The sequence below is a fragment of the Olsenella sp. KH3B4 genome (assembly GCA_900111695.1).
In the GTDB taxonomy this organism is placed as follows: domain Bacteria; phylum Actinomycetota; class Coriobacteriia; order Coriobacteriales; family Atopobiaceae; genus Tractidigestivibacter.
In genome coordinates, this window is sequence record FOHD01000003.1 from 121,261 (window position 1) to 138,449 (window position 17,189).

Here is a 17,189-nt window from a genome sequence, read left to right on the forward strand (position 1 = left end):
CGTCCATGGGCAAGCGCGCGCCAAAGAAGGGTTCCCAGAAGAGCTCGCGCAAGCGTGGCGCTCAGAGTGCCGGCAGGTCCCAGCAGGGCCTGCCGGCCCTTTCTTCTCTCGCTGACCTGCCCGCCTTCTCCGAGCTCACGCCGTCCGAGCGCCAGCGGAGTGCCTTTGGCGAGGCAGCCACGCAGGCGGCGCGCTCGCTGGGCTGCGGCGTGGACGAGATGGCGCTTGGGTGCGTGGTACGGCTCGATCGCGGATTTCCGGCCGTGGTGACCGAGGATGCGCTCTTCCGCGCGGAGTTCTCGGCGCACCTCACCAAGGGTGGAGACTCGCGTGTGGCCGTGGGCGACTGGGTTCTCGCGCGCGTGCCTGCCGGCCACGACATGGGCCTTATCCTGCAGATTCTCCCGCGCGAGAGCGACATTGCCCGCTGGAAGGGCGGTTCGCGCGGAGAGCGGCAGACGCTTGCCGCAAACGTGGGCGTGGTGCTCGTCGTGCAGCAGCTGGGGACGACGCCTATCTCGTGCGAGAGAATCGCGCGCTCTGCCGTTATTGCGCGCGACTGTGGCGCGGGGGTCGCCGTGGTCCTCACCAAGGCTGACCGTGCGCCCAGCACCGTGCTTGCGGAGGACGTTGACGCCGTGCGAGACGTCCTGGGCGAGGCCTGCGGGTTGGTCATGACCTCATCGGCGGACGACGTGGGGGCAGAGCGTGCCGAGAAGGACGCCGATGCGCTGGGGGTTTCCTGGGGGCCGGCCGCAGTTCGCTCACTTGTGCCTGCGGGGACCGTTGCCATCGTGCTGGGGGAGTCTGGCGCGGGGAAGTCAACGCTGCTCAACGCCCTGTTGGGTCATGACGTGCTTAAGACCGGTGCCGTGCGCGGGTCGGATGATGCGGGACGGCACACGACGGTTGCGCGGCGCATGGTCTCTGTCCCGGGAGGCGGCGTGATCGTGGACGAGCCGGGGCTGCGGAGCCTTCCCATCGTGGGCCACGAGCGTGGGCTTGCGGCGGTGTTTCCCGAGGTGGCGGATGCTGCTCGAGGCTGCCGATTCTGTGACTGCACCCATACGCATGAGCCTGGGTGCCAGGTGCGCAAGCTTCTCTCGGAGGGGCGCATTTCTCAGCGTCGCTATGACGTCTACGTGGCGTTGGCCTCCGAGATGCGCGAAAGCGCGCGGACGCTCGATCCGGACATCGTTTTGTAGCTGGGCGTGCGTGCCGAGCGCGGCGTGACAACGCGTGCACGCCCAGAACGGCGCATTTCTGATCCGGGCAACATCGTGGTGTGCACACAATTCCTCCACATTGGTATATGGGCCATCTGAGCTGCTCGGATGTCGCTGGTTACCCATGGCTGGGGCGCTGTTGGCGCATCCGGCAGATACCGCGTCCTCGCGTTCTCGCATCGTGAAAGTGCGGCGATAACAACGAGATGTGACAGCTTCCTGCAAGAAAGGTGTCCGCACCTGGTAGCTCTTTCTTGGAAGGGCGGCGGTCAAGGGCTTCTCCCACGGGAGAATTTTCTCACCCGAGAACGACGGTTGGGAAGGAGGAGCCCATGTCACGCCGCTTCAAGATCGTGCTGTCTGGTGCATTTGCGCTGCTTGCCATTGTGCTCTGCCTGGCATACGGCGAGAGCGTGCGGGCGGAGGAGGAATCGCGTCGCCAGGAGACGCTCACCCGCTACGGCGGGGAGGTGGTGAGCCTGGTGGTCGCCACGTCCCAGCTCGAGGAGGGCCAGGTAATCTCTGCGGGTGACGTTGCCAAGCGCGACTGGGTCTCGGACCTTGTGCCAGAGGGCGCCATCACGAACCTGGATGACGCTGTGGGGAAGAAGGTCACGGTCGCCGTTGCCTCCGGGGCGCCGATTACCCAGCTCAACTTAAGGGAGACGGGCGCAACGGTCGAGGTGCCCTCGGGCACGATTGCCGTCTCTGTTCCCCTGACGGACAAGCTTGGCGTGGGCGAAGGCGTTGTTGCAGGTGACAGGCTTGTCGCCTACCGCGTGGCCGATGGCACTGCCACGGTGCTTGCAGGGGAGGCCACGGTCCTCTCGCTGCCCGAGGGGGCAAAGACGCTCGCCTCTGGATCTCAGGCAATGACCATCGCACTTGCCCCGGAAGACGTGTCGAGCGTCCTCGCGGCGTCGACTGAGGGGAGTCTTCGGTTTGGGCTACCCGCTAGCGACGTCCAGGGCGTGGACGCGGGCGTGCCTGCCGCACCAACCAAGGTTGACCAGGAGGTGGGCGAGTGATGGGACACGCATGGAGCGTCCTGTGCCCCGAGGAGGAGCGGACTGGCATGGTCGAGGCGATAAGAACGATAGATGCCCTGGCAGAGTGCGAATTCTCACAGAGCGCGGACGAATTGCGGCGACGCCTGGCGGAGTCTGCCCGTGGCGAGAGGTCTGTCCTTGTCGGCTTTTCCAAGTGTGGCGTTTCGGACGTGAACCTTGCGGCTGCCATCGTGTCCGATGGACATGCCGAGAAGGTCGTGCTCGCGTCAAGATCTCCCTCTGGGTCCCTGCGGTCCCGCGCAGCGCGTGCGGGCATTGACCTTGTCATCGACCTGGACGGCGTGCCCCCCGTGCCGTCTGCGGAGATGAGCGCCAGGCCGGCGACGGAGCCCCTGCCGAAAAGCGATGGGGGTCGCATCTCGGTTGCTCCGGAGCCGGCACTGACGTCCGAGGGGGCGCGTGCGCCAATCGTCACGTTCTGCTCGGGGAGAGGGGGCGTTGGCAAGACGTCGGTCGTGGCGTGTGCCGCGGTAGCCGCCGCATCGTGGGGCATGCGGGTTGAAGCGGTTGACCTGGATCTCTCCTGCGGAAACCTCTTTGCGACACTGGGCCTTGCGCGGGGGACAGACCTCTCGCGCCTCTCCATGGAGGACGTTGAGGATGGAAGTCGGCTGGAGAGGCTTGGGGCGCCGTGCGGTGATCGGATTTGCGTGTGGGGGCCGTGCGCTCGCCCCGAGACCGCTGAGCTCGTCTCGGAGATAGTTCCGGGGCTGCTGGGTGCCCTTGCCGGCAGCTCGGACCTCGTGCTTGTCGATACCTCCCCCACGTTCTCCGAGGCAGTTGCGCTCGCGGTGCGCCAGAGCGACCGCGTGGTTCTCGTCCACGACAGCAGGCCTGGCTCGCTGGCTGCGCTCGCGCGCACGAGCGGCCTAGCCGTGCGGCTGGGCGTGGCACGGACGCGCATAGCCCGGTTGGAGAATCGCGTGGACATGCGGGACAGGACGGACCCGGCGTTGGGCAGGGCGGAGGTGGGGCTCGAGGCAGCCCGCGCGTTTACGGCGCTCGACGGTGGGGATGAGGTCGCCGACTACCTGGGATGCGGGGATGCGGCGGGTCTTCTGGAGGTTGGCTCGCCGTTTGCGGAATCGGTTTCCGCATGCCTGGCTCAGCTCCTGCAGGAACTTGGAGCACTTCCGGCGGCCGAAGCGGCACATCGTGCCGTCGAGGGGCTTGCCCCACGGCGAAGGGGTCTCTTCCGGCGTAGGAGGGAGGCGGTCTAGGTGTCTGTGCTCGAGATGGTTCGTGAGGAGGAGGCAAGGGGTGGTGTTGCCAAACCAGAGAAGCGTGACCTGCGCCGCCAGCGTCAGAGCCTCAAGGCAGCTCTGGTCGAACGGCTTGGGCTTGCGACCATAGCCTCGATGCTCTCGGCGGGAGATGCCGCGCAGGCGCGCTCGGCGCTCGCCGTGACCTGCAACGCGATTATCAACACTGGCGGATATGAGGGGCTTACGCACGAGGACGTCGCGCGTCTTGTTCGCCAGGTGATAGACGAAATCTGCGGGCTTGGCCCCATCCAGCCGCTCCTCGAGGACGAGGGGGTCTCCGAGATAATGATCAATGGCTGTGACGCGCTCTTCTACGAGCGCGGGGGCGAGGTCTTCTCGGCACCGGCAGTGTTCGACTCGCCGGAGCAGATCATGATCGTGGTAGACCGCATCCTCGCTCCGCTGGGAAGGAGGCTCGACAGGAGCTGTCCCATCGTGAACGCGCGGCTTGCCAACGGCGACCGTGTGAATGCCGTGGCAGATTCGATTGCCATAGGCGGACCGGTTGTCACCATCAGGCGCTTCTCCAATCGCATCACGTCGCTGGAAACGCTCGTCGAGCTGGGGTCACTGCCTGCGTGGTACGCACAGCTGCTGCGTTGGGCAGTTCGGACGCGAAAGGGGATAGCCGTGGCGGGCGGCACGGGGTCGGGAAAGACCACGCTCCTCAACGCGCTCTCGTGTGAGATTGACCCAGGGGAGAGGATCGTGACCATCGAGGACTCCGCCGAGCTGCGCTTTGACGCGCATCCGGACGTGGTGACCCTCGAGGCCAGGGGAGCCTCGATCGAGGGCTCTGGCGAGGTAACCATTCGCGACCTGGTGAAGAACTCCCTGCGCATGCGACCGGACCGCATCGTTGTTGGCGAGGTTCGTGGCGAGGAGTGCATTGACATGCTGGCCGCAATGACAACAGGACATGACGGCTCCATGACCACGCTGCATGCAGGCACCGCCGAGGAGGCCGTGCTTCGTCTGGTGCTCATGGCGCGCTTTGGGATGGACCTGCCCGCCGACATCATCGAGGAGCAAATTGCCTCGGCGCTCGACCTCATTGTGATGTCTCGGCGTGCTCCGGATGGCGCGCGCTACATCACCTCGACGCACGAGGTTGGGTGGTCGAGTGGGACAAAGGCGGTGGACCTTGCCGAGTGCGTGTCGTTCGACGTGGCGGAAAGGACGTGGAGGCTCGTTCGCGAGCCAGCGTTTGTGGGACAGGCGGTACGAGACGGGATTCTCGACGAGAGCGAGGTGGAGCGATGGAGGTCTTCCTTCCGCTGATAGCTGCCACCTGTGCGTTTGTAGCTGTCCGGGTGCTTATCGCGAGTGGCGAGCGCGGTGCGAAGACCTTGGCGTCACGCGCGCTCCGCTCGTGCGAGCGATGGGCTGCCAGGCGTCTCGAGTCCCTGGGACGAAGCGGGGTTGTGGCCGCACTTCTCGAGGGCGAGGACTGGCGCCAGGCGTCGGATGCCCTTGTCGCGCTCCCAAACGAGGGCAGGGCGGCCTTGAGGAGGGAGTCGGCGTGCGCAGCGCTTCTTGTTGCGGGGGTGGGGGTCGCCTGCGTGGGAGGCTTGCTGTTCCTCTCGCTCGTCTCGGCGCTCGCGCTTGTCTGCCTGGAGAGGGTGGCGCTTGCCGCATGGCGTGCGTCGCGCGATCGCCGCCGTGCGCGTGAGATATCGCAGGAGATGCCTGGCGTTTTCAGGACTCTCGCCGTGGCGCTTGGTGCCGGGCAGACGCTTGCCCATGCCATCGAGTACGTGGGGTCGCATGGTCGTGGCCCGGTCTCGGCGGGCTTTGCCTCCGCGTCTTTGGGGCTTCGCTGCGGGGTTTCGACCGAGGCCGCGCTCGAGACCCTCTCCCAGGAGCTCGAAGCGCCGGGGATGGGGCTTCTAACTACAGCGCTGGTGATCTCTCATCGCACGGGGAGTCCCCTGCGCGATCTGCTCTCTCGTTCGGCCGCGCTCGTCGAGCGGCAGGGCGAGTTCGAGCGAGAGCTCGAGGTGAAGACGGCTCAGGTGCGCCTCTCTGCCCGCATTGTGTGCAGCCTGCCGTTTCTCATGGTGGCGCTGCTCGCGGTCATCTCGCCCGACTTCCAGCGCGGCCTTCTCTCTCCCGTTGGGCTGGGCTCGGTTGCCGTTGCCGGTGCGCTCGACGCCTGCGCCGTCCTTGTCATCCGACGGCTCATGAGGGCGGTGCTCTGATGGCTGGCGTCGCTTTCATGGCGGCAAGCGCGTCATGTGCGGCCGTTGCGGGGCTCGCGGTTGTGCAAGGAGCGGCTGGTGGTCCTGACCACGGGACGGCCCTGGGCGACGGCCTCGAACGATGGGCGGCGGGTGTGCGAGAAGGACTTCGTGTCATCCCGGCCGTGCGTCAGGCGAGGGAGCGGGACCAGCTTGTGCGAAGGAGGTCTTCCTGCCTGCGTGAGATGCCCACGTTGATAGACGTCCTTACGCTGGGTCTCTCTGCGGGTCTCTCGTTTGATGCCTCGCTCGCGCTCTACTGCGACCGCTATCAGACAGAGCTCTCGCAGGCGTTCTCGGAGGCGATGCTCAGCTGGAGGATGGGGGTCATGAGCAGGGAGGCGGCGCTCGAGTCCATGGCAAGCGAGCTGGGGGTGGATGCGCTTGCACGCTTTGCCACGGTCGTGGGGGAGTCTCTCGAGTTTGGCTCGCCGCTTGCGTCCGCGCTTGAGGTCCAAGCGAAGGCCATTCGAGACGAGCAGCGAGCACAGGTGGAGGAGGAGATCGAGAAGGCGCCGGTCAAGATGCTCATTCCGTTGGGCGTCCTGGTGGTGCCAGCAATGCTTCTCGCAATCTTGGGGCCGTTGCTTGCCTCTGCGGCCTCGTTTGGAAGGTAGATGGCGATGAGGGAAAGGAGCGTCACATGACATGGGGAAGCGTCAATCGGGAGGTTCGCAGGGTGGTCGCGGGCGCCCTCGAAGACGAGCGCGGGCAGGGCACCACGGAGTACGCGATTCTCGTTGGGGTTCTGGTGGTGATAGCCATCGTGGCAATCCTGGCATTCCGGGAACGCGTCTCGCAGCTGTGGACCGCCATAGCGAACGGCATCAACTCGCTGTGAGAGTACGGCGTGCGGCGCTCGCGGTGGCAGCGGGGGCATGCGCACTGGCGGTGTGTGCGGCGGTGCTGTCTGGTCGTGGGGGTAGCGGCTCACCCCCTCCTGCGGGTGTGGTGGAAGCTGGCGAGACAAACGGGCCTACGGGCATCGGTGGAGAAAGCGGGGCTCAACGGGTTTCCCTACCAGGGGGAGCAGTGGGAGACGCGGCAGACGCCGGCCTGGAAGGCAGCGCCGCCGCGGTTCCCGAGGCGGCTACCGAGCTTGTGTACGAGTATGAGCAGCGCGGCGATTGCGTGCTCGTGCGGTCTGGGTACCTCGACCTCTCAGGCAGGGTTTGGAGCATGGTTGTGGAGGGATCGGGATGGGTCGACGTGTGCATAGTGCAGAGCGCGGGCAGTGGAGTGAGCGAGACCAAGGTCATGCACATGGACGTCGAGGAGTGGGAGGCGTCCCTAGACGAGCTTGGCCTTGGTGGATAGCCAATGTGTCAGGGCAGTCCACGCTTGAATACGCGCTGGTGCTGGTGGCGTTTCTCTCTATGGTGGTAGCGTTGGGGCTGATGTGGCACGCAGCACGTGACGGGACTCTCGTGCGCATGGCAGCGGATGCGGCAACGCATCAGGTCTCGGGTGGGACGCTCGCCTGGCTGCAGGACCTCCTGGGGTTCTGAGATGGGACGCAGGGGATGGCGAGCAGCGCGTGCGAGCGAGGAGGGACAGGCGACGGTTGAGGCGGCCGTTCTCATTCCCACAGTGATGGTTGTCCTGGCGCTTCTCCTCCAGCCGGCGATGCTCCTCTATACGCGCGCGGTCATGAGCGGTGCGGCAGCCGAGGGGGCTCGGCTTGCCACGACCGCAACGTATGACGAGGTGGCGTCTCTCGTCGATTCTTACGTGAGGAGAAGGCTCAGGGCCGTGCCAGACGTTGCCTGCTTCCACGAGGGCGGCGTCGGTGCCTGGGACGTTTCCATCGAGCAGGACGGAAATCGCGTGCGCGTCTGCGTCGTGGGATATGCCCAACCGTTGCCGCTGATGGGCGTGACGGCGGGGCTGGTAGGACGGATGGACGGCGGGAGCGTGCTCCTCTCTGCAGAGGTCGAGCGCAGCATCCGTGCCGAGTGGGTTGGGGGTGACTACGGTGATTGGATCGCAGCATGGGGCTGATGTGTCCCTGGTCAAGAGGGCTTCGGGGTGGGGTGGCCTGCGCTTTGGTCTCTCGCTCTTCCTGGATGACGAGGGAGGATACACCACGGTTGCCGTGGCGGTTGCCCTGCTTGTGAGCATATCGCTGGTCTTTGCGGCTGCCTCTGCGGAGTGGGTGATGGCGCGCTCGTACGAGGTCCAGCCCGTAGCAGATGCCGCAGCCATGGCAGGTTCAAATTCTGTCGCCGCCTATGTCACGATTGCTCGTGTTCTCGACGCCTGTGTGCTGAGCCTTGGACTTCTCGGTGTGACGGTCTTCGGAGCCGGCCTTGTGCTCTCGTGCATTCCTGGTGTCGCGACCTTTGGGGGAAGTGTCTGCGATGCGGGGAAAAAGGTCCTCGATGCCAGACAGGACTTTGCGAGGAGTGCATCTGAGGGCCTCGAGCGCCTGGAGAAGACCTTGCCTGCGGTTGTGGTTGCCAACTCCGCCGCCTGTGTGGCGGAGAATGCGCGAGCGCAGGGCCTGCCATATGTTGGCTGCGCCATCCCGTTTCCCGTGGAGTCGCAGTCGGATTTCTCTTCGCTTGCCCTAGAGCTCTCGTCGGACGAGATGGACAAGGATGCTGAAGAGCTGCGAGAGCTGTCCCAGCAGGCTGATGACGCGAAGTCGCTTGCAGATGCGGCCCGTCAGCGTGGGTGGATGGCGGACTGCGGGGGTGTTCCCTACTGCTTGGAGGAGCGTGCCGCCACGCTTGCCGGTCTTTCGGGCGGCAGCAACCCGCACTACCCAAGCGCGGAGGGATGGGGGTTCGGCGTTCCCCTCCTGCGGGCGCGCGCCTATTACGAGGCTCGCGCAGCCCAGGAGGTGCCGCTCAACTCAACGGTGAACGAGCTCACAAACTCCGCGGCGCGTTCCGCCTTCTACGACTACGCTCTCCGGCAGGTGCGAGGCGGGACCTACGTGGAGCACGAGGACGGCACGGTCCAGATCGAACTTCCCGATCTTCCGCACAACGCTGAAGAGACCAAGGCTTCGAGTCTCTACACCGATGACATCTGGCCCTGTACCAGCGAGAATGCGGGAAAGGCGCTCCACGCGTCCAATCGGTGCCCGGCTGCAACGGGCTCCCCGGCAGGGTACGCCTCTCTCCAAGACCTCGACGCGGGTGAGGTTACTAGGTGCGAGACATGTGGCATGGACCTTGCGGCCATGGGCGCGGTTGCTGCGGCATCGACCTCTACGGACAACGGCTTTGAGCACTACTGGCGTGAAGTCGTAGCCGCGTCGAGGGAGTACGAGGCTGCGCGCAACAAGCAGGCGGATGCCGAGAAGAGCCTGCGCGACAAGGCGGAGGAGGCGCGCAGCTCATTCGAACGTGCTGTAGACCAGCTCTCGGTCGTGCGGCCGCGCATCTGCCCTCCTGGGGCCTGGGGCTGCGTTGCCGTTGTCTCGAGAACAAGGGCAACAACCGTTCCGACTGAGCTCACCGCCTCGTTCCTCTCATCGGGGGAGCTTCCCGCGGGGTCTGCGGTCTCGGCGGCGGCGCTTGCGCCGGACGAGTCGACTGCCGAGAACAACGTGCTGGCCAGCTTCTTCGATGGGGTCACCTCTCAGGGAGCGGGGTCTGTGCTGGGGGGTGCCTTCGACGGGGTCTGTGAGCTCTGGGGACGTCTGCTCGTGGGATACGGCTCGAGATATGATTCGACGTCCGCGACAGTGGCGGACTTTCTCGACAGGCTCGACAACGTGTTTGGCGGGACGGTGGGATCGTGGCTGCGTGGCAAGATCAAGGAAACGGTTGCCGCCTGCGGGTTCGAACCCGTGGACATGAGGCTCATGAAGCCAGCGCTTGTGGGGTGGACCCGCGTTCTCGACCAGTCTGGCTACGACGCGGCAGGCAAGGCGCGGCAGATGATCGAGGCACTGCCCGCGGGAGCAAGCTCGTTCGACCTGGCAAAGACGTTGGGCGTCTGGGCGGCGGATTCCCTTGGCTACGGAGAGATCACCGTGGCGGAGCTCTCCATTCCGGGGACTGACATCTCCATCCCCCTCACCATTAGGCTCGACGACCTCTTGGAGCCATCATGAGCGGGCCTGTGGCGACATCGGTTCGCCAGCGCTTTACTCGACGCCTGAGGGGTCGATCCGGGCAAATGACCGTGGAGCTTGCTGTCCTCGTGCCCGTGGTCATCGTGGTTGCCCTGGTCGTGGTGAACCTCATGGAGTTTGTCGACGCCTGTGCGGCGTTTGACCGCCTGAGCCTCGACGAGGTCATCGCCGAGGGCGTCTCTCCCGCAGGAGAGCAGAGCATGCCGGCGTCCGTCGCCGCTGTCGAGGATGCCCTCCGTGCCGCGCTTGGCCGGGAGACGCACTGCGACGTGGAGGTGAGGGCGGAGCGCGTCTCGGAGGGGGAGGGAGAGAGCCTGCTCTCGGTCGCACCCCTGCTCACGCGCTACACCTGCACGCTCGTGTTTAGGCCATGGCCCAGGGAGCTGCGGCTTCCTGGCATCTCGTATTCGGCGCCGCTCAAGCTGAGGCACGAGCGGACGCTCGTCATTGACAGGTATCGTCCGGGGGTGGTGGTCTGATGAGGTGGATGTGCGTCGAAATAGAGAGCCCGACAGTTGAGCAGAGCTCGCCTACCTTGGGGTTCAGGGTCCTCTCGTCGTGGTTTGAACGACTCGTGGGGCTTCTCGGCACCGGTCCTTCCGCCCGGCCCGTGGTTCTCATGAGATGCGGTTCAATCCACACGTATGGGATGGCATATCCCATCGACGTTGCCCTCGTAGGATGCCGTGGAGAGGTGCTTGCTTCCGAGCGGGCGCTCCTGCCGGGACGCATTCTCTCTCATCCCGCAGCATTCTGCGCCTTCGAGCGCCCGGCAAGCCCTTGTCCATGGCCTCTGGTGGGGGAGACGCTGCGTGTGACCTCGCTCTCATTTGAGCCAGAGTGTGCCGCTCGGCCATGCCCCGAGCTCCCGGAGCCCGTCTGGGAGGTGGCCGGGTCATGAGCGAGTACGCGACCAAGGTTTGTCCCCGCTGTGGGGAAGAGCTCTTTGCGGACATGCGCGTCTGCTACGGGTGCCTCTACGAGTTTCCCGCTGCAAAGGGCGACGCGGGATTGTCTGGTCCGGATGCTGCTACAACGAGACGGGCAAATGTGGATCCCGAGGAGCCAGCCTTGCCAACGCTTGCGGAGGACGAGCCGTTCCTGTGGGATGCGGGGCTGCCTCCTGCCGAGGCTGGGTGGGAGGACGATACGCTCGACCTTTCGGACGTTGGTGAGGCACCCAGAGCCACGCCTGCTCCTAACGCGGCCGGCCAGGCATCTGGCTGCAAGGTGCTCTGCTGGGTACGCACGTCCTCAGTGGACGTGAGGATTCCCATACCCAAGGAGGGACTGGTCGTCGGTCGCGACCAAGCAAGCGACATCGTTCTTCACTCGCGGGCGGTGTCCCGTGCGCACGTGCGGATACTTCCTCCAGGGGAAGGCGAGGAGGGCATGCGCGTTGTTGACCTTGGGGCAACCAATCCCGCGGTGTTCACGGGAAGGGAGGTGAGGGGAGAGGTTCTTGTTCCGCTTGGTTGGACGGTCTCCATCTGCGGCGCCTTCGTTACACCCGTGCGGTCAGAGGCGTAAGACATGCTCTGGTATTCTGGAGTCGCGATGCCACAAGGTCTTCTACAACCGTCCATTGGGGGATTCTATGAGAGCCTGGCACCCTGCTTGCGTTCTTCGGCGCTGTCAGTCTGCGTTCCTCGCGCTGCCGCTCTTTGCCGTGCTCTTCGTCCTGGTTCTCGGCGTCACGCCGGCACGAGCTGATGACTACAGCATGGACCAGACAAACATCGACGCTACGCTGGACTCGTCTGGCGGGCTCACGGTGACCGAGGTGCGCACCTTCGACTTCGACGGAGACTTCCATGGCGTCTACTGGAAGATACCCAAGGGGGAGAACAGCTCCAACGGCCGCACGGTGAACATTCAGGTGCTCGATGCCGGCATCGTGGAGGGCGGACAGGCCAGGTCCTTCGCGGAGTCCTCGGCGGGTGCAAACGAGACCTACTCCGTTACAGATTATGGCTCCTACCTGCAGATCAAACTTTACTCTGCCCAAAGTGACACAACGGCGCACTTCTACGTCTCGTACTACGCCGACGGCATAGCCACGCGCTGGTCGGACACGGGAGAGCTGTACTGGAAGTTCGTCTCTGACGGCTGGGACGTCGAGTCGCAAAACGTCACCTGCACCATCCATCTTCCGGTGCCGAGCGGCGAGTCCGTGGTGGGTGGAGACAACGTCCGCGCCTGGGGTCACGGTCCCCTGGACGCAAGTCTCGCGTTCGACAGGAACGACGTCGTCTACACCGTTCCGGGCGTTGGCACGAGCGAGTTCGCCGAGGCGCGCATCACCTTCCCGGCAAGCTGGATTTCCGCATGCCCGGAGACCTCGGGTACCATGCTGAGCACCATCCTCGCCGAGGAGCAGAAGAACGCCGACGATGCAAACGCGCGTCGAGCCTCCGCCCGCTTTGCCATGTACGGTGTCACGGGACTCTGCCTTGCCGTTGCCGTAGCAGCCATCGTCGCAACTGTGGTCGCAAAGCGCCGCTACAAGGCCACGCACACGGCCCAGTTTGACGACAAGTACTTCCGTGACGTGCCCACGGGCGACCACCCGGTGGTTCTCGCCATGCTCGCCACGGGGGAGGATGCCGGGCCGGATGGCCTCACGGCCTCGCTCATGCGCCTTACCGACGAGCATGTCGTGCAGCTCGACAAGGTCAAGCTGAGCAAGAAGAAGATGCTCGGGTCGAAGGAGTTTGAAGACTACCGCGCCTCTGTCGTGGGCCCCATTCCTCTGGGTACGCTTGGCACCCCCGCGGAGCGCGAGTCTGCCCGACGCGCGGATGTTGCGGCAGTCAACTTCCTCTTCCGGCATCTGGCCCGCAAGATCTCGAAACCCAACGATCCCTCGTACACCGGCGATGAGCCCGCGCTCTACTTCACTGCCATCAAGAAGTACGCAAAGTCCTCACCCGAGGCATACTCCGATGCCTACGAGTCCTGGCAGTCGTCAATCAATGCGGAATACCTGCGGCGTTTCTCCGGGAACGGTTCCCTCAAGGGCACTGGGCACGGTATCGCCATGCTGTTTGGCGCGCTCTCCATCCTCGCTGCAATACTGGAGGCGTTCATCGTCGGCATCATGTTCGAAGGCGACGTCCTTCTCGCGCTGGGCGTCGCAGCCATCTGTGGCGTATGCGGCGGTATTTCTCTGTATCTGCTCAGCAGCAAGTTCTTCAAGGACATCAGTGCGGAGGCCATCGAGACCAAGGCCAAGGTCCTTGCCCTCAAGCGCTGGCTCCAGGAGTTCACCCGTCTCGATGAGGCAGTGCCAAGTGACGTTATCCTCTGGAACCGCCTGCTGGTGATGGCGGTGGCGCTGGGCGTTGCGGACAAGGTCATCGAGCAGCTCAAGGTAGCGATGCCGGAGCTCATCGACGACCCGGATTTCATGCCGGTGTACTCCTGGTACTACATTGGCCACTCCGGCATGGGCTCCCCTGCGGACGTCTTTGGCGGCGCCATACACGATGCCTCAGTGGCGGCCATCGCCAACTCCATTGACGCCAGCGGCGGCGGTGGGGGTGGCGGCTTCTCGTCCGGTGGTGGCGGAGGCTTTGGCGGCGGAGGCGGGGGCGGCGCGTTCTAGCGCCGCTGACCGTCCGGGAGGGGCCTCTCCCTCCCTAGATGAACGGTGCTTCTCCCGTACGACTTTGCGGTTCTCTCAGCTCCCTGGGCGCGAAGCCCCACGGAATCGAATATCATCAGAGCGGACTATGCAAGCTCTGGCCGAGCGCCCCGATGTGCGTGCGGGGCGTTCGACGTGGACATGGCCGATTTGCGGGCCTCCGCTGCCCGCATAGCCCGGAGGCGGGCGAAGGGAGAACAATGTACAACGTGCGCATGATTTGCGAGGACACCTGGTGGCTAGGTGCGTCTGACCGTAGGATTCAGCTGTTCGAGAACACCTATCCCGTGCCCAATGGCATGTCCTACAACAACTACCTCATCCTCGACGAGAAGACCTGCCTGCTCGACGGTGTGGATGAGGCGGTCTCGCGGCAGTTCGAGGAGAACCTTGCCCATGTTCTCGACGGGCGCTCCCTTGACTACCTGGTGATCGACCACATGGAGCCCGACCACTGCGCCGTTATCCCCGACCTGGTCCGCAGGTGGCCCAACCTCAAGCTCGTTGGCACCCCCAAGGCCTTCGACCTTGTCCGCCAGTTCCACGGCTTCGATCCCGAGCCCCATGCCATCAAGGTCAAGGAGGGCGACACCCTCTCCCTTGGACGCCACACGCTGCAGTTTGCCCTTGCGCCCATGGTGCACTGGCCAGAGGTCATGGTGAGCTACGACCAGCTCACGGGTACGCTCTTCTCGGCAGACGCCTTTGGAGCGTTTGGCGCCATGGGCGGCGCCATTTTTGCTGACGAGGTCGACTGGGAGCGTGACTGGGCGGACGAGGCACGCCGCTACTACACCAACATCGTGGGCAAGTACGGCCTGCAGGTGACGTCGTTGCTCAAGAAGGCCTCCAAGCTCGACATCAAGGAGATAGCGCCGCTGCATGCGCACATCTGGCGCCGAGACTTCGACCAGATTCTCTCCCGCTACCAGAAGTGGGCTGCCTACGAGCCCGAGGACAAGTCCGTTGCCATCTTCTACGGCTCCGTCTACGGCGGCACTGCCAACGCGGCCGACATCCTCTCGGCCAAGCTCGCCGAGTCGGGCGTGCATAACGTGCGCGTCTACGACGTCTCCAAGACCCCGGTCTCCGAGATGGTCTCGCAGGCATTCCGCTCGCCGGTGCTGGTCTTTGCCTCTGCCACGTACAACATGGGCATCTTCGACGGCATGCGCGAGCTTCTCGAGGACCTCAACGCCCACGCGATGAAGAACCGCACCGTCGGCGTTATCTACAACGGCTCGTGGGCGCCGCAGGCGGGCTCGCTCATGCTCGACGCCATCCAGCGCATGAAGGGCATGGAGGTGCTTGCCCCCGAGGTGCACGTGACCTCCACAGTGGACGAGGGAGCGCTCGAGCAGATCGATGCCCTGGCAGCTGCCATCGTGGCAAAGCTGGCGGAGTAGGGAAGGCGGCCGGCTCTTGGCCGGCACGCAAACGGCGAGAATTGCGGCCCTCACCCCCGGGGTAGGCACCAGAATATGCGCGACACGCCGGACGGGGTGGCACTTGTGGTTGCTGGCCGTCCCATCCGGCATCGCCTAGCGCTTGGGTCGTTGCTCCGGCCCGGGCGCTTTTTCATGGGGAAGGCACGGCATGGGAAGCCAGAACCACGGGGCCACGCTTGGTCCCTCCGCAGCTCAGATGGCCTATCCAAACGAGCGCAGGCCCTGGACTACGCGCGAGCTGAAGACGCTCTTCACCATGCGAGGCGAGAGCACGGACGCGGCTGGAGCGGCATGCACCCGAGAGAAAGACGAAGCCCCCGCGCAGGTAGCGCAGGGGCTTAGAAGAATTCCCAGTCACGAATGACCAGGGGTTCGGGGACGGGGCAATCCGTCCGCCTGTCTCACATCGTAGCACCCGGCTACGAGGAACGCGCACGAAAAAAGCCCCCAAAGATGCAAGCCGGTACAAACCAAAGCATCTAAGGGAGCCGTAGCCCTTGGGGGCGCGGGCTGGCATCCGTGCCCCACTTGCGCACCACATTGTGGCCCAGCCGGGCCTTGGGTTCGCTTGCGTGCGGTCGCGTGGCCATGAGCGACCCAGCCAACAGGGCTTTTGCAATCTAAGGTTGCACCATCGCGCACATAGCAAAACAGGTCAGAGCAACTAGTGCTCTGACCTGCGTGTTTACTGGTGGCGGGGAAGGGAGTCGAACCCCTGACACGGGGATTTTCAGTCCCCTGCTCTACCAACTGAGCTACCCAGCCAAAGGCTTGCTCTTGCAAGCTCGTTTACTATACCAAACCGCGCGAAAAGGTCAACGACAATCTTTGCAATGTCGAGAAAATCATCGTCCGGATCGGCCAGGGCCTACCGAATGTCGCGGTTGTCACGCGCTGCAGAGATGTCTTTCGAGAAAATCGCCATTTCTGAAAACGGCCGCATCCCAACTGGGCAAACGTCCTTCTCACTTAAGAAAAAGCGATATTCTCCGAGAAGAGACGGGCGTCGGCGGGGGAGAGGGGCCTCTTACGAGAAGGAAGAGGCCCCGGCGGCGCGAAGGAAACGCCACTGTGGCGCCGCCCCGGCGCCGTCTCCGCCGTCTCCGCCGTCTCCGCCGTCGACAGCGACTCCGCCGCGCCCCTGGTCCCGCGCCGCACGCCCTACGCCAGACGGAACGACTTCCCGTCCTCGTCGAACGCCACGGGCTTCGCGCGCCCGGCAAAGTACGAGCTCACGACCTCGCGCGCTGCCGCAAGCACGGCGGCGTCGTCCTTCTCGGCAACGGCCTCGCGGCTTACCTCGATCCATAGCGACTGCCCGCCACATGCGTCGCGCAGGCGAACGCGTGCCGGAACCCCAGCGTTGAGCAGGGCCTCGTTCACATCGGCAATCTCAAGGATGTTGACGACCTTCATTTTCCGCGTCCCTTCTCGCGCATCCACGCGAAGACAAACTGCTGCTGTATTCCGCCCCACCGGGAGTCCCACACCACGTTGTGCTCGCGCTCCGCCCGCTTGATCCAGGTGTCGCGCGGCACCGCCTCGAGGTACTCCAGCCCAAAGAGGCAGATGCAGCTCGCAACCTTGGGACCAATGCCGGGGCTCTCCTCGAGCTCCGCCATCGACTCATCAAGCGAGACGTCCCGGCGGTCAAGCCGCTCGGGGTGCCAACCCTGCGCTCGCCTCGCCAGGGCCTCCAGGTAAGGCCGCCGGTACCCAAGCCTGAGGCCGGTCGCAAAGGCGTCGTCGGCGAGAAGCGCGTCCAGCTCGCGCGGTCCGGGCACGCACCCACCACCGGCGTCGAGCAGCGCGTCCATCGTCCGTTGGATGCGCACGATGTTGGAGTTCTGCGACACCACAAAGCTCACCGCTGTGTCCCACCAGTCCTGCGTAAGCACCCTAATCCCGGCGCCCACCTCCATGATCTCGGCCGGCATGGCAAGCTCGTCCAGAATTTGCTCGTAGTCAACGTCCAGGGCTAGGTAGTGACGCCAATAGGCAAGCTCGTCTCCTTCCACCTCGGTACCGTCGGCGCGCCGCACACGAACGATGCCCTTCTCAGCGTCGCCCTCCTGCGAGAGCAGGCAACGCCGACGACCGCTTGCCACAAGCCATCCGTCCGCGTCGCGCCGCCACGTAAACACCTGCCCCGATGCGGCAATGGCGTCAAGCGAGAAGAACGTTGTCTCAAGCGCTGCCATGCG

General features: G+C 64.8%; 18 protein-coding genes and 1 tRNA gene. 16 read left to right on the top strand and 3 right to left on the bottom strand.

Annotated features, from left to right (window positions below; translation table 11 throughout):
• Window positions 1–5: 5 nt before the first annotated feature.
• From rsgA to BMX94_RS04010, 16 genes are all read left to right on the top strand, one after another.
• Entirely contained in the window at window positions 6–1,205 is a 1,200-nt protein-coding gene (rsgA, locus tag BMX94_RS03940) for a ribosome small subunit-dependent GTPase A (protein WP_091003858.1), read from the top strand.
• A gap of 353 nt (window positions 1,206–1,558) precedes the next feature.
• On the top strand, window positions 1,559–2,254 hold the full coding sequence (cpaB, locus tag BMX94_RS03945; protein WP_091003860.1) for a Flp pilus assembly protein CpaB: 696 nt from the start codon (window positions 1,559–1,561) through the stop codon (window positions 2,252–2,254).
• Window positions 2,254–3,516: a nucleotide-binding protein gene (locus tag BMX94_RS03950; protein ID WP_091003863.1), complete on the top strand. Its 1,263-nt coding sequence runs from the start codon at window positions 2,254–2,256 to the stop codon at window positions 3,514–3,516. The genes cpaB and BMX94_RS03950 overlap by 1 nt, the downstream gene beginning before the upstream one ends.
• Window positions 3,517–4,842, top strand: coding sequence for a TadA family conjugal transfer-associated ATPase (locus BMX94_RS03955; RefSeq protein ID WP_286160007.1), 1,326 nt, complete (start codon window positions 3,517–3,519; stop codon window positions 4,840–4,842).
• The gene (locus BMX94_RS03960; RefSeq protein ID WP_091003871.1) at window positions 4,821–5,762 is read left to right on the top strand and encodes a type II secretion system F family protein; all 942 of its coding nucleotides are present in this window, start codon (window positions 4,821–4,823) and stop codon (window positions 5,760–5,762) included. Before BMX94_RS03955 ends, BMX94_RS03960 begins: the two co-directional genes overlap by 22 nt.
• Window positions 5,762–6,418, top strand: coding sequence for a type II secretion system F family protein (locus BMX94_RS03965; RefSeq protein WP_286160008.1), 657 nt, complete (start codon window positions 5,762–5,764; stop codon window positions 6,416–6,418). Before BMX94_RS03960 ends, BMX94_RS03965 begins: the two co-directional genes overlap by 1 nt.
• 26 nt (window positions 6,419–6,444) lie before the next feature.
• Window positions 6,445–6,642 (top strand): Flp family type IVb pilin, encoded by a 198-nt coding sequence (locus BMX94_RS03970; RefSeq protein ID WP_091003874.1) that lies wholly within the window; start codon window positions 6,445–6,447, stop codon window positions 6,640–6,642.
• 191 nt (window positions 6,643–6,833) lie between these two features.
• Complete coding sequence (locus tag BMX94_RS03975; RefSeq protein WP_091003884.1) at window positions 6,834–7,118, top strand: hypothetical protein; 285 nt, start codon at window positions 6,834–6,836, stop codon at window positions 7,116–7,118.
• Between the two features lie 5 nt (window positions 7,119–7,123).
• The gene (locus BMX94_RS10595) at window positions 7,124–7,309 is read left to right on the top strand and encodes a hypothetical protein (RefSeq protein WP_177171319.1); all 186 of its coding nucleotides are present in this window, start codon (window positions 7,124–7,126) and stop codon (window positions 7,307–7,309) included.
• A gap of 1 nt (window position 7,310) precedes the next feature.
• Complete coding sequence (locus BMX94_RS03980) at window positions 7,311–7,802, top strand: TadE family protein (protein ID WP_177171320.1); 492 nt, start codon at window positions 7,311–7,313, stop codon at window positions 7,800–7,802.
• A 1-nt stretch (window position 7,803) separates the two neighbouring features.
• A complete protein-coding gene (locus BMX94_RS03985; RefSeq protein WP_091003892.1) occupies window positions 7,804–9,870 on the top strand; it encodes a hypothetical protein in 2,067 nt (688 codons plus the stop codon).
• Window positions 9,867–10,370 carry a hypothetical protein gene (locus BMX94_RS03990; protein ID WP_286160009.1) on the top strand — a complete coding sequence of 168 codons (504 nt, stop codon included), beginning with the start codon at window positions 9,867–9,869 and terminating at the stop codon, window positions 10,368–10,370. The genes BMX94_RS03985 and BMX94_RS03990 overlap by 4 nt, the downstream gene beginning before the upstream one ends.
• Window positions 10,371–10,788: 418 nt before the next feature.
• Window positions 10,789–11,421: an FHA domain-containing protein gene (locus BMX94_RS03995; protein WP_091004199.1), complete on the top strand. Its 633-nt coding sequence runs from the start codon at window positions 10,789–10,791 to the stop codon at window positions 11,419–11,421.
• Window positions 11,422–11,488: 67 nt separating this feature from the next.
• Window positions 11,489–13,498, top strand: a complete 2,010-nt coding sequence (locus BMX94_RS04000; RefSeq protein ID WP_091003901.1) for a DUF2207 domain-containing protein — start codon at window positions 11,489–11,491, stop codon at window positions 13,496–13,498.
• Window positions 13,499–13,737: 239 nt separating this feature from the next.
• A complete protein-coding gene (locus BMX94_RS04005; protein ID WP_091003904.1) occupies window positions 13,738–14,943 on the top strand; it encodes an FprA family A-type flavoprotein in 1,206 nt (401 codons plus the stop codon).
• 190 nt (window positions 14,944–15,133) lie between these two features.
• Window positions 15,134–15,349 (top strand): hypothetical protein, encoded by a 216-nt coding sequence (locus tag BMX94_RS04010; RefSeq protein WP_091003908.1) that lies wholly within the window; start codon window positions 15,134–15,136, stop codon window positions 15,347–15,349.
• A 325-nt stretch (window positions 15,350–15,674) separates the two neighbouring features.
• On the opposite strand, the gene BMX94_RS04015 is transcribed toward BMX94_RS04010, so the two are convergent.
• The 3 genes from BMX94_RS04015 to BMX94_RS04025 all read right to left on the bottom strand — a co-directional run bounded on the left by BMX94_RS04015 (window position 15,675) and on the right by BMX94_RS04025 (window position 17,186).
• A tRNA-Phe gene (locus BMX94_RS04015) sits at window positions 15,675–15,750 on the bottom strand.
• 396 nt (window positions 15,751–16,146) lie between these two features.
• Complete coding sequence (locus BMX94_RS04020; RefSeq protein ID WP_091003911.1) at window positions 16,147–16,401, bottom strand: RDAC family protein; 255 nt, start codon at window positions 16,399–16,401, stop codon at window positions 16,147–16,149.
• Window positions 16,398–17,186, bottom strand: a complete 789-nt coding sequence (locus BMX94_RS04025; RefSeq protein WP_091003912.1) for a DNA glycosylase — start codon at window positions 17,184–17,186, stop codon at window positions 16,398–16,400. Before BMX94_RS04025 ends, BMX94_RS04020 begins: the two co-directional genes overlap by 4 nt.
• Between the last annotated feature and the right edge of the window lie 3 nt (window positions 17,187–17,189).